The sequence below is a fragment of the Synechococcus sp. CCY 9618 genome, assembly GCF_019038415.1.
GTDB lineage: Bacteria > Cyanobacteriota > Cyanobacteriia > PCC-6307 > Cyanobiaceae > Cyanobium.
Map to the genome: position 1 here is coordinate 36,521 of NZ_JAFKRG010000046.1, position 10,311 is coordinate 46,831.

A 10,311-nucleotide genomic window follows, 5' to 3' on the forward strand; every position below is an offset into this window, starting at 1 on the left:
GGTGAGCTCTGCCCCTCCCCCGTGCCGCCCCATGGCCATCGTCCGCGCCCAGGGGCTCGGCAAGACCTATCGGGTCGCCGACAAGCAGCCCGGACTCGCCGGCACCCTGCGCCACTTCCTGAACCGCCGCGAACGCACGATCAAGGCCGTGCAGGACGTCAGCTTCGCGATCGAACCGGGGGAGTTCGTGGGTTTCCTGGGAGCCAACGGCGCCGGCAAGACCACCACCCTCAAGATGCTCACCGGCCTGATCCATCCCACCAGCGGCACGGTGGAGGTGGCCGGCGCGATCCCCCATCGCCGCGAGGCCGACTTCCTCGGCCGGATCACCCTGGTGATGGGCCAGAAACAGCAGCTGATCTGGGATCTGCCGCCGCTCGATTCCCTGCGGGTCAATGCGGCCGTCTACGGCATCCCTGAGGCGGAGAGCCGCCGCCGCATCGCCGAACTGGCCGACATGCTCGAGCTGGGCGACGAACTGCGCCGGCCCGTGCGCAAGCTCTCCCTGGGCCAGAGGATGAAGGCGGAGCTGCTGGCGGCCCTGCTGCACCGGCCGGCGGTGCTGTTCCTCGACGAACCCACCCTGGGGCTGGATGTGAACGCCCAGGCCCGGGTGCGCAGCTTCCTGGCCGACTACAACCGCCGCTTCGGAGCCACCGTGCTGCTCACCAGCCACTACATGGCCGACATCACCGCCCTCTGCCCGCGGGTGCTGCTGATCCATGAGGGCCAGCTCTTCTACGACGGAACCCTGGAGATGCTCACCCAGCGGCTGGCGCCCTGCCGGGAGGTGCGTCTCGAGCTGCACCAGCCCCTGGGTGCCGAGGCCTTCGCCGGCTACGGCGAGGTGGAGGCCATCGAGGGGCGCCAGGTGCGGCTGCTGATCCCGCGGGAGCGGCTCACCGAGCAGGTGGGACGGCTGCTGGCCGACCTGGCCGTGGTCGACCTCTCGGTGTCGGACCCGCCGATCGAGGACATCATCGGCCGGCTGTTCCGACAGGGAGCACTGGCATGAACGGTTCCCGCCACCGGCGGCTCGCCCATGGCCGCCGCATCGCGACCGCGCTGCTCTCCAGCCAGTACGCCTACATGCTCGAGTACAGGGCCGAGATCGTGCTCTGGGCCCTCTCCGGGGTGCTGCCCTTCATCATGCTGGGCCTCTGGAGCGCCGCCGATGTGGGTGGCGAGCTGGGCCTGAGTCAGCTGCAGCTGGCCCGCTACTTCCTGGCGGCCTTCGTGGTGCGCCAGTTCACGATCGTCTGGGTGATGTACACCTTCGAGGAGGACAACCTCAGCGGCCGCCTGTCCCCCTACCTGCTCCAGCCCCTGGCGCCGGTGTGGCGCTACGTGTCCTCCCACCTGGCGGAGCAGGCCACGCGCCTGCCGTTCGTGGTCGCCCTGGTGGGCCTGTTCTTCCTGCTCTATCCCGCCGCCTTCTGGTGGCCGCCGTTGCCGGCGCTGCTGCTGGCGGGTCTGGCCACCATGGCGGCCTTCGCCCTGCGCTTCCTGATGCAGTTCACCCTGACGATGGTGTGCTTCTGGAGCGAGAAGGCCAGCGCCCTGGAGCGCCTCCTCTACCTGCCCTACCTCTACCTCTCCGGCCTGGTGGCGCCCCTGGCCCTCTACCCCGAGCCGGTGCGGGCCTTCGCCATGTGGACCCCCTTCCCCTACATGGTCGACGTGCCTGCCCGGATCCTGGCCGGTGAGCCGGTGAACGTGGGGGCGAGCTTCGCCGCGGTGGCGGCCTGGGGGGCTCTGCTGCTGCCGATCAACCTGCTGCTGTGGCGCCGGGGGCTGCGCCACTACTCGGCCATGGGGGCCTGATGGGCCGCTACCTCACCACCCTGCGGGTGTTCTGGATCGCCTCGCTGACCGCCGAGCTGGAGTACAAGGCGAATTTTCTGATCGAGCTGGTCGCCACGGCGGGGAACCTGGTGGGCAGTGTCTTCGTGCTGTCGCTGTTCTATGGCGGCGGCCGCTCCCTGGGGGGCTGGAGCTGGGAGGCGGCCCTGGTGGTGCTGGGGGTCTACACCCTGCTGGAGGGGGTCACCACCACCCTGCTGCAGCCCAACCTGAGCACGATCGTGGCCCATGTGCGCACGGGCAGTCTGGATTTCGTGCTGCTCAAACCCATCGACAGCCAGTTCTGGCTCTCGGCCCGCACCTTCTCCCCCTGGGGCCTGCCGGGCATCGGCCTGGGGGCGGGCCTGATCATCTACGCCGCCTGGAAGGCCGGGGCCAGCCCCGATCCCCGCACCGTTGCGATCGCCGGCCTGATGCTGATCGCGAGCCTGCTGATCCTGTACAGCCTCTGGTTCGTGCTGGCGGCCACCAGCATCTGGTTCGTGAAGATCTGGAACGCCACCGAGGTGCTGCGCAGCGTCCTGGTGGCCGGCCGCTTCCCCGTGAGCGCCTTCCCGGCGGGCCTGCGGGCCTTCTTCACCTTCGTGGTGCCGGTGGCCTTCCTCACCACGGTGCCCGCGGAGGCGATCCTGGGCCGGGCCTCCGGCGCCTGGCTGCTGGCGGGGCTGGCGGTGGCCGCCGGATCGATCGCCGCCAGCCGCTGGTTCTGGCGCTTCGCCCTGCGCTTCTACACCTCCGCCTCCAGCTGAATGGAGCCACTGCATCCCCTGCCCCTGGCGGCCCTGCCGCCGCTTCCGCCCCTGGCCCTGGCGGTGGTGGGGCACGTGGAGGTGGTGAGCTTCGTCGCGGTCGACCACCTGCCGGTTGCCGGTGAGATTCTCCACGGCAGCGACTGTCTGGAGCTCCCGGCCGGGGGCGGGGCCGTGGTGGCGGTGCAGATGGCCCGCCTCAGCGGAGAGCGGGTGCCCTTCTTCACCGCCCTGGGCCGGGACGGGGCCGGCCGACGGGCCGCCGAGGAGCTCGAGGCGCTGGGTCTGGAGCTGCACATCGCCTGGCGGGACGCCCCGACCCGCCGTGGGGTCACCTTCATTGATAAGAACGGCGAGCGCACGATCACGGTGATCGGCGAGCGGCTGATGGCCACCGCCGCCGATGACCTGCCCTGGCAGCTCCTGGAACGGAGCGATGGGGTGTTCGTCACCGCCACCGACGCCGCCGGCCTGGTCCTGGCCCGGCGAGCCCGGGTGCTCACCGCCACGCCGCGGGTGCGCCTGGCGGTCCTGCGGGAAGCCGCTGTGGCGCTGGATGCCCTGATCGGCAGCGCCGCCGATCCGGGCGAGGCTTACCGGCCCGGAGATCTGGAGCCTGCGCCGCGGCTCTACATCGGCACCGAAGCCGAGCGGGGCGGGGTGCTGATCCCAGGGGGGCGCTACGCCGCCGTCGGGCGGCAGCGGCCTGTGCTGGATGCCTACGGCGCCGGCGACAGCTTCGCCGCCGGGGTCACCACGGGCCTGGCCGCCGGCTGGCCCCTGCACCAGGCCCTCAGCCTGGGCGCCCATTGCGGCGCCGCCTGCCTGGACGGACGGGGCCCCTATGCGGGCCAGCTGCAGCTGGGTGCCGGTGGGCAACGCGCTGCCGGCGGCGATCCGCCAGCCTGAAAGGCCGATCGCCCGGTCCCCATTGAGCTTGCACGCCGTCGCGCCCCGCCCCCTGCCGCGCACGCCGGCGGTGAGCGGGCTGCTCGAAACCCTGGCGTTCTTCCGGGACCCGGAGTTCGCCGCCGACCGTTTCCGGCGCCACGGCGATCTGTGGGAAACGCGGCTGCTGGGCCAGCGCACGGTGTTTCTGCGGGGCGAGCAGGCCGTGACGGACCTGTTCGCCCAGGGGGACGCCCTGGAGGGCTGGTGGCCGGAGAGCGTCCGCCGGCTGCTGGGCAGCCTGTCCCTGGCCAACCGCCAGGGGGCGGACCACCGGGCCCGGCGGCGGGTGGTGGGTCAGCTGTTCACCGCCGCTGCCCTGCGGCGCTATGCCCCGGCCATCGTGGGACTGGTCGACGCCCTCTGCCGGGACCTGGCGGCCAGCCCGGGGCCGGTGGCCCTGGCCGGCCGGCTGCGCCGGTTCGCCTTCGCGGTGATCGCCGGCCCCGTGCTGGGCCTGGACGCGGGCGAGCGGGACGCCCTCTTCCTCGATTTCGAAACCTGGACCCAGGGTCTGTTCTCTTTCCCTGTGGCCCTGCCCGGCAGCCCCTTCGCCCAGGCCCTGCGGGCCCGCCAGCGGCTGCTGGAGCGCATCGGCGCCGTGCTGGCGCGGGCCCAGGAGGCCGCCGCCGCCGGCAGGCCCCAGGCAGCTGGAGGCCTGGACCTGCTGGCGGGCGGCCTGGATGAGGCGGGCCTGCCCCTGGCGGATGCCGACGTGGTGGAACAGCTGTTGCTGCTGCTGTTCGCGGGCTACGAAACCACCGCCTCGTCGCTGGTGTGCCTGCTGCTGAGCCTGCTGCAGCATCCGACGGAGCTGGCCTGGCTGCAGGAGGAACTGGGGGGGATCTCCTGGCCGCCGGCCCCCGGCGAAGCCGCCACTGCCTTCGATCCGTCCCGGGCACCGCGGCTGGATGCGGTGGTGAAGGAGGTGATGCGGCTGATCCCACCCGTGGGTGGCTTCTTCCGCTACACCCGCCGGCCCGTCACCCTGGCGGGGGTGGCGATCCCCGCCGACCGGGTGGTGCAGGTGAGCATCGCGGCCAGTCACCGGCTCGGGTCGCCGGAGGCCGACCTGGACGCCTTCCGCCCGCGCCGCCATCTGGAGGCCGGCGGCTGCGGGGCCCTGCTGCTGCCCTACGGCGGTGGCGAGCGGGTGTGCCTCGGCAAGGCCCTGGCTGAGCTGGAGATCCGCCTGCTGAGCGTGGGGCTGCTGAAGCAGCTTGATCTGGAGCTGCTGCCGGATCAGGACCTGAGCCTGGCCATCATTCCCTCGCCCACGCCCCGCGATGGCCTGCGGGTGGGCCTCAGCCGGCGCTGACCAGCAACAGCAGCCGATTGCCCTCCGGATCGGCCAGCCAGGACTCGGCCCCGAAGGACTCCTGCCGCGGCGGCTCCACCGCTGTGGCCCCCAGGGCCAGCACACCGTCCAGCCAGGCGTTCAGCACCTCCAGCGGAGGGAAGCCCCCGGCCGATCGGGAAAGACAGAGGCCCAGCCGGCCTTCCCCCCGGGGGCGGGGCCGGCTCCGGGAGGGGGCGTAGATCTCCAGCAGACCCTCCCCCGGCCACGGCAGGCGCCAGTGGCTGGCGCTGAAGCCCGCCTGGGGGGCTGTCTCCAGCAGGGCGCCGTAGAACCGGGCCAGCCCAGCCGGATCGTCGGCGGCCAGCACGAGGGAACGGCGCGGGGCGGAGGAGCGCATCGGCAGAGGCTTCCGGCTGCGATGGAGTCTGGCCCGCCCTCTCGCCCGGGCGCTCCGGCTCGCCACCATGGCAGGCGAACGAGGGCGACGGGTCATGGCTGTGCAGGTGCTGAACGAAGCGGAGCGGCGCAAGCTGGACGGCAGCGACGATGCCCTCTTCTATGCCGAGCCGCGCTTCGTTCAGCACCTGGACGGGGCCTTCCGCCAGCGGCTCACGGCCCTCTACCGGGAGCGCATCCCCCCCTGCGCGGTGGTGCTGGATCTGATGGGCAGCTGGGTGAGCCATCTGCCGGAAGAGGTGCGCTACCAGGAGGTGATCGGCCACGGACTCAACGAAGCCGAACTGGCGGCCAACCCCCGGCTGGATCGCCACTGGCTGCAGAACCTCAACCAGGACCAGACGCTCCCCCTGGCCGACGCCGCGGTGGATGCGGTGCTGATCGTGGCCGGCTGGCAGTACCTGCAGCGGCCCGAACCCGTGGCCGCCGAGCTGCTTCGGGTGGTGCGCCCGGGCGGCCTGGTGATCGTGGCCTTCTCCAACCGGATGTTCTTCCAGAAGGCACCCCGGATCTGGACCGACGGCAGCGACCGGGATCACCTGGCCTACGTGAGCCGGGTGCTGCAGGCCCAGGGCTGGCCCGCCCCGGAGCAGATCGCCGAGCCGACGCGGGCGGAAGGCCCGATGGGCTGGCTGGGGGGGCAGGGGGATCCCTTCTTCGCCGTGATCGCCAGCAAGCCCGCGCCCCGGGTCTGAACCATGGCGACGTCTGTCCCTTCCCCAGGCCCCGCCGATCCCCTGCCCCCCTGGCGCCCCCTGCTGCGCGGGGCGATCGAACGGCAGGGCCGCTCGCCCCAGGCCCGCTGGCTGCAGCTGGCCAGCCTGGGCAGCGACGGCACTCCGCGGGTGCGCACCCTGGTGTTCCGCTGCTGGGCCGGGTCATCGGCCCTTGATCTGCTCACCGACCGGCGCAGCGCCAAAAGCGGAGAGCTGACGGCGGAATCGCCCCTGGAGCTCTGCTGGCTGCTGCCGCGGGCCCGCAGCCAGTTCCGGCTGCGGGGTCACCGGCTGCAGCTCGACGGCGACGCGGAGGATCTGGCCCTGCGCCGGCACTGGGAGGCGCTCACCCCCAGGGCCCGTGCTCTCTGGGGCTGGCCCACTCCCGGAGAACCGCTGGAGCCGGAGGCGGCATTTCCGCGCGAACTGCAGGATGGCGCCCCGATGCCGGAGCATTTCGAATTGCTGCGGGTGTGGCTGCAGCGGGTGGAACTGCTGGAGCTGCAAGGTCACCCGCACCGGCGCCGCTGCTGGCGGGAGGAGACGGGCTGGCAGGAGGAGTGGCTCAATCCCTGAGCCACTCGCCTGAGCCCATTGCTTCCAACGTCCCCACACGCCCCACCGGGACGTCCATCCACGATTAACAGATCTTTACATTAAGATGGGTGAAAAGGTGAGACCCATGCTCGAGTTTCTGTTCCCCATCGTCTATCTGGTCTGTTTCGCGGCGATCGCCGGCGGGGCCTTCTCGCTGATGACGCAGAACCTGCGCAGCGCCTCCGCCATGCCCGCCCCTCGCCAGCGTCACCCCGAAGCCCCCGCCCAGGGAGAGGAAGTGCTGTACGTGGACCTGAGCCGTGAACGGCTCGAGAAGCTCTACGAACAAGCCTCCTGATCCCTCACAGGCAGGCCCCACTCCACAAGCCGATCAGTTGTCCGGACGTGGAAAGACCGTGATGCTGGCTTGCTCCCTGTAGGTATCCTCCGCCATGCTGTCCACCCGGAAAGCGGTCCAGGTGGCGAAGGGTTCCGGATCGGAACCGGTCATGGGCCATTCGATGCGTCGCCTCTGGTAGGTCAGGCCGACGCAGGTGAGAGCTTGATCGTCGGCCATCAGCGACCACAGGAGCCTCAGATCACTGCGCTGGTAGGCGATCGGCTCTTGCTGAAGACTGCGCTCCGCGGGGAAACCGGGCGAGAATTCAAGGCGCCGTCGGTTTTCCCAGCAAAGATAGTTGCCATTTTCGGTGGGATAGAACCAGCAGGTCTCGTTATCGGCATCCCTCAGAGGGAACTGATCCAGACAGGTGATGCGTTCCAGCTGCAGGCGCCGGGCCGGATGGACGCTGATGTCCTCTTCCTGCTCCGATCCGGTCAGCTCATAGGCTCCCAGCCACAGAGACTTGGGATCGATGTGGGGAACCACTGCATCGCAGATCATTCGACGGGGCAGGGCTGAACCATTCGAAACCTCCGCTTGCTCCCCTTCGCAGGGTTCGGTGCGAACGGGTTCGAACGGATCAGCGCCACTCGCATCGGCCTGACCAGAGCCGACCAGCTCATCGAGAGTGCCGGCGTGGTGCGGAGGTACCCGGAACATGCGCAGGGCCACTCCGCTGGCGACCCCCTGACGCTGGGCCGCCACCAGGGACGTCCAGGCAACATCCTCATCGGGCAGCAATCCCTGAGGGGCGAGGACAAAGACGAGAGCGTGCGCCATGGCAGGAAGTGGGATCGCCGCAAACATCAAAGCCCGGATGGCAGAGCCATCCGGGCCGTTGACGCAGAAGGCTTCGGAGGATCAGCCGAGGCCGATCTGGGAAAGGATGCCCTGGCCGGTGAGGATCTCGGTGCCGAGGCCGATCACGAAACCAAGCATGGCCAGTCGGCCATTCCAGGTTTCAGCAAAGGCGACGAAACCGAAGCGGGAGGTGGAGTCAGTCATGAAGGGGAGTGGGTTGCGAAACTTGAAGAGAGTGTAAAGGATCGTGAAGCCTTGTGACGGTATTCAGCGATGCCGTTGTCGGCCAAGGGGCTCGATCCATTCATCGAACAGGCCGGACGACGCCGTTTCAAGCGGGCTGATCGACGGCAGACGACAGCCGAGCTGGATGTCGCCCTGGTCGAGCAGCCGCCCGAGCCGCAGCGCCGTGGCCTCCTCGAGGCGGGAGAAGCGATCCTGGCCGTGGGTCAGCCAGGAGAGTTCTGAAGGGGTGATGACACCCGTCGAGAGGGATTCGAGATAAAGCTCACCGACCGTCATGGCTTATGTAACGGAACATGAAGATTGTGGCGCAGCCCGCCGGGAACCGTGGGGCGGCCTCCGGATGGAGACAAGGTCGCGGCGTCGCGGCCGCTGTGTTTACAATTCTTAAGACGTTCTTCGGGGACGGGTTCGCTGACCCGTCCTTTTTTTTGGCCTCGCCCTGCCCCGGCGACCCCCTTGCCTGCCCGAGAGAGCAGGATGAACCTGCAGACGGTGAGGATGCTCATGGATACGGAAGTGGTGCTGCCCATCGCCGGGGCGGCGGTCCTGATCGTGATGGTGGTGGTCGGCGTGGTGGTGGTGGTGCTCCGGCCCAGCGATCTGCCGAAGCGCTGAACGCGGTTCCTAAGCTGAATTGATGGCGTTGCAGGTGGTCTGGTTCAAGCGCGATCTGCGCAGCCACGACCACCGCCCCCTGCTGGAAGCTCGCCGACGGGGTCCGGTGCTGCCCCTGTTCGTGGCGGAGCCCGAGCTGTGGCGACAACCCGACGCCTCCTCGCGGCAGTGGAGTTTCTGCCGCGAGGGGCTCGAGGAATTGCGCACAGCCCTGGCCGACCTCGGACAGCCCCTGGTGGTGCGCGTCGGCGATGTGGTGGCCGTGCTCGAAGCCGCCCACCGAGGCCACGGCATCGCCGGTCTCTGGAGCCACCAGGAGACGGGCAACCTCTGGACCTTCGAGCGGGATCGGCGCGTGGCCGCCTGGGCCCGTGAGCGGGGGATTCCCTGGCGGGAAACCGCCCCCTTCGGCGTGATCCGGGGGCTGAAGGATCGCCGCGGCTGGGCCCGGGCCTGGGAGCGCCGCATGGCCGACCCCCTGCCGGGCGCCCCCGAGGGCCTGCCCCCCCTTGACGGGATCCGGCCCGGTGCCCTGCCCGCCGCCGGGGAGCTGGGGCTGACGGAGGATCCCTGCCCCGGGCGACAACGGGGCGGACGGGCCAGGGGCCTCGACCTGCTCGAGGGATTCCTGCATCAACGGGGGCGTGCCTACCACCTCCGGCTCTCCAGTCCGCTGACGGCGTTCGAAGCGTGTTCGAGGCTCTCTCCCCATCTGGCCTGGGGAACCATCTCCATGGCGGAAGTGGTGCAGGCCACCCGCGCCCGGCGCCAGGACCTGATGGGGCTGCCCGCGGCGGCGGCGGCCGGCTGGCCCCGGGCTCTCGATGCCTTCCTCTCCCGTCTGCACTGGCACTGCCACTTCATCCAGAAGCTGGAGAGTCAGCCTTCGATCGAGAACCTGGAGCTCCATCCCGCCACCCGCGGACTGCGCTGTACCGACCCGGAGCGGCTGGCGGCCTGGAGCACGGGGCACACGGGGGTGCCCTTCGTGGATGCCTGCATGCGTGCCCTGCGGGCCAGCGGCTGGATCAACTTCCGCATGCGGGCCATGCTGATGTCCTTCGCCAGCCACCACCTCTGGATCGACTGGCGCGACAGCGGCCTGCACCTGGCCCGCCAGTTCGTCGACTACGAGCCCGGCATCCACTGGAGCCAGTGCCAGATGCAGAGCGGCACCACCGGCATCAACACGATCCGGATCTACAACCCGCTCAAGCAGGGCCTCGACCACGATCCCGACGGCCTGTTCCTGACCCGCTGGCTGCCGGAGCTGGCCCGGGTGCCCGCCGCCTGGCGGCATGAGCCCTGGCGGATGGATGGGGCCACCCAGGCGGCCTGCGGCTGCCGCATCGGGTCGGACTATCCGGCTCCGATCGTGGACCTGGCCGTCGCCGCCCGGCAGGCCCGTGAGCGGCTGTGGGCCCTGCGGCGCCAGGACGGCTTCGCCGCCACGGCGGCGGCCATCCAGGAGCGGCACGGCTCCAGGCGATCGGGGCTGCCTCCCACCGGGCGGCGCCGGAGCAGCGGCCGCCGTCGTGGCGACGATGGCCAGCTCAGCCTCGACCTGAACCTGGGGCTCGGCCATGGGGCCGGCAGCAGCCCGCAACCAGGAGCCTGAAGCGGCGCGGAGACGGCAGAAGGCGCTTCACGTTTCGTTACCTGAAGCGCCAGAATCTT

The 10,311-nt window shown here is 70.3% G+C and carries 14 protein-coding genes; 10 read left to right on the top strand and 4 right to left on the bottom strand.

The window, feature by feature from the left end; translation table 11 throughout:
* The first annotated feature begins 31 nt into the window (after positions 1–31).
* From KUG41_RS11175 to KUG41_RS11195, 5 genes are read left to right on the top strand one after another with little or no spacing between them, the layout of a single operon-like run.
* The gene (locus KUG41_RS11175) at positions 32–1,015 is read left to right on the top strand and encodes an ATP-binding cassette domain-containing protein (protein ID WP_254217163.1); all 984 of its coding nucleotides are present in this window, start codon (positions 32–34) and stop codon (positions 1,013–1,015) included.
* Positions 1,012–1,824 carry an ABC-2 family transporter protein gene (locus KUG41_RS11180; RefSeq protein ID WP_216904142.1) on the top strand — a complete coding sequence of 271 codons (813 nt, stop codon included), beginning with the start codon at positions 1,012–1,014 and terminating at the stop codon, positions 1,822–1,824. The genes KUG41_RS11175 and KUG41_RS11180 overlap by 4 nt, the downstream gene beginning before the upstream one ends.
* Positions 1,824–2,612, top strand: coding sequence for an ABC transporter permease (locus tag KUG41_RS11185; RefSeq protein WP_216904143.1), 789 nt, complete (start codon positions 1,824–1,826; stop codon positions 2,610–2,612). The genes KUG41_RS11180 and KUG41_RS11185 overlap by 1 nt, the downstream gene beginning before the upstream one ends.
* On the top strand, positions 2,613–3,521 hold the full coding sequence (locus KUG41_RS11190) for a PfkB family carbohydrate kinase (RefSeq protein ID WP_216904144.1): 909 nt from the start codon (positions 2,613–2,615) through the stop codon (positions 3,519–3,521). It abuts the gene before it with no gap.
* Positions 3,522–3,549: 28 nt separating this feature from the next.
* Positions 3,550–4,878, top strand: a complete 1,329-nt coding sequence (locus KUG41_RS11195; protein WP_254217164.1) for a cytochrome P450 — start codon at positions 3,550–3,552, stop codon at positions 4,876–4,878.
* Here KUG41_RS11195 and KUG41_RS11200 read toward each other — a convergent pair.
* Entirely contained in the window at positions 4,865–5,257 is a 393-nt protein-coding gene (locus KUG41_RS11200; RefSeq protein ID WP_216904146.1) for a VOC family protein, read from the bottom strand. The two genes, KUG41_RS11195 and KUG41_RS11200, sit on opposite strands and share 14 nt — an antisense overlap.
* Before the next feature lie 94 nt (positions 5,258–5,351).
* Here KUG41_RS11200 and KUG41_RS11205 point away from each other — a divergent pair, with 94 nt between their 5' ends.
* The 3 genes from KUG41_RS11205 (at position 5,352) to KUG41_RS11215 (ending at position 6,927) form a co-directional block, all read left to right on the top strand.
* The gene (locus KUG41_RS11205; protein WP_216904147.1) at positions 5,352–6,011 is read left to right on the top strand and encodes a class I SAM-dependent methyltransferase; all 660 of its coding nucleotides are present in this window, start codon (positions 5,352–5,354) and stop codon (positions 6,009–6,011) included.
* 3 nt (positions 6,012–6,014) lie between these two features.
* Positions 6,015–6,608, top strand: a complete 594-nt coding sequence (locus KUG41_RS11210) for a pyridoxamine 5'-phosphate oxidase (protein ID WP_216904148.1) — start codon at positions 6,015–6,017, stop codon at positions 6,606–6,608.
* Between the two features lie 106 nt (positions 6,609–6,714).
* Positions 6,715–6,927, top strand: coding sequence for a hypothetical protein (locus tag KUG41_RS11215; protein ID WP_216904149.1), 213 nt, complete (start codon positions 6,715–6,717; stop codon positions 6,925–6,927).
* Between the two features lie 33 nt (positions 6,928–6,960).
* Here KUG41_RS11215 and KUG41_RS11220 read toward each other — a convergent pair whose 3' ends face one another.
* The 3 genes from KUG41_RS11220 to KUG41_RS11230 form a co-directional block, all read right to left on the bottom strand.
* Positions 6,961–7,752, bottom strand: a complete 792-nt coding sequence (locus KUG41_RS11220; protein ID WP_216904150.1) for a hypothetical protein — start codon at positions 7,750–7,752, stop codon at positions 6,961–6,963.
* 81 nt (positions 7,753–7,833) lie between these two features.
* Positions 7,834–7,977: a chlorophyll a/b-binding protein gene (locus KUG41_RS11225; protein WP_216904151.1), complete on the bottom strand. Its 144-nt coding sequence runs from the start codon at positions 7,975–7,977 to the stop codon at positions 7,834–7,836.
* A gap of 63 nt (positions 7,978–8,040) precedes the next feature.
* Positions 8,041–8,295, bottom strand: coding sequence for a hypothetical protein (locus tag KUG41_RS11230; protein WP_216904152.1), 255 nt, complete (start codon positions 8,293–8,295; stop codon positions 8,041–8,043).
* Between the two features lie 201 nt (positions 8,296–8,496).
* Between KUG41_RS11230 and KUG41_RS11235 the strand changes: the two genes are divergently transcribed.
* Both KUG41_RS11235 and KUG41_RS11240 read left to right on the top strand, forming a co-directional pair.
* A complete protein-coding gene (locus KUG41_RS11235; protein WP_216904153.1) occupies positions 8,497–8,634 on the top strand; it encodes a hypothetical protein in 138 nt (45 codons plus the stop codon).
* 22 nt (positions 8,635–8,656) lie between these two features.
* Positions 8,657–10,252 (top strand): cryptochrome/deoxyribodipyrimidine photo-lyase family protein, encoded by a 1,596-nt coding sequence (locus tag KUG41_RS11240; protein WP_216904154.1) that lies wholly within the window; start codon positions 8,657–8,659, stop codon positions 10,250–10,252.
* Positions 10,253–10,311: the final 59 nt, after the last annotated feature.

Excerpts from the sequence above, each read along its gene's own strand:
- KUG41_RS11175 (WP_254217163.1), top strand. The coding sequence starts at position 32 with ATGGCCATCGTCCGCGCCCAGGGGCTCGGCAAGACCTATCGGGTCGCC.
- KUG41_RS11180 (WP_216904142.1), top strand. The coding sequence starts at position 1,012 with ATGAACGGTTCCCGCCACCGGCGGCTCGCCCATGGCCGCCGCATCGCG.
- KUG41_RS11185 (WP_216904143.1), top strand. The coding sequence starts at position 1,824 with ATGGGCCGCTACCTCACCACCCTGCGGGTGTTCTGGATCGCCTCGCTG.
- KUG41_RS11190 (WP_216904144.1), top strand. The coding sequence starts at position 2,613 with ATGGAGCCACTGCATCCCCTGCCCCTGGCGGCCCTGCCGCCGCTTCCG.
- KUG41_RS11200 (WP_216904146.1), bottom strand. The coding sequence starts at position 5,257 with ATGCGCTCCTCCGCCCCGCGCCGTTCCCTCGTGCTGGCCGCCGACGAT.
- KUG41_RS11205 (WP_216904147.1), top strand. The coding sequence starts at position 5,352 with ATGGCTGTGCAGGTGCTGAACGAAGCGGAGCGGCGCAAGCTGGACGGC.
- KUG41_RS11210 (WP_216904148.1), top strand. The coding sequence starts at position 6,015 with ATGGCGACGTCTGTCCCTTCCCCAGGCCCCGCCGATCCCCTGCCCCCC.
- KUG41_RS11215 (WP_216904149.1), top strand. The coding sequence starts at position 6,715 with ATGCTCGAGTTTCTGTTCCCCATCGTCTATCTGGTCTGTTTCGCGGCG.
- KUG41_RS11220 (WP_216904150.1), bottom strand. The coding sequence starts at position 7,752 with ATGGCGCACGCTCTCGTCTTTGTCCTCGCCCCTCAGGGATTGCTGCCC.
- KUG41_RS11225 (WP_216904151.1), bottom strand. The coding sequence starts at position 7,977 with ATGACTGACTCCACCTCCCGCTTCGGTTTCGTCGCCTTTGCTGAAACC.
- KUG41_RS11230 (WP_216904152.1), bottom strand. The coding sequence starts at position 8,295 with ATGACGGTCGGTGAGCTTTATCTCGAATCCCTCTCGACGGGTGTCATC.
- KUG41_RS11235 (WP_216904153.1), top strand. The coding sequence starts at position 8,497 with ATGAACCTGCAGACGGTGAGGATGCTCATGGATACGGAAGTGGTGCTG.
- KUG41_RS11240 (WP_216904154.1), top strand. The coding sequence starts at position 8,657 with ATGGCGTTGCAGGTGGTCTGGTTCAAGCGCGATCTGCGCAGCCACGAC.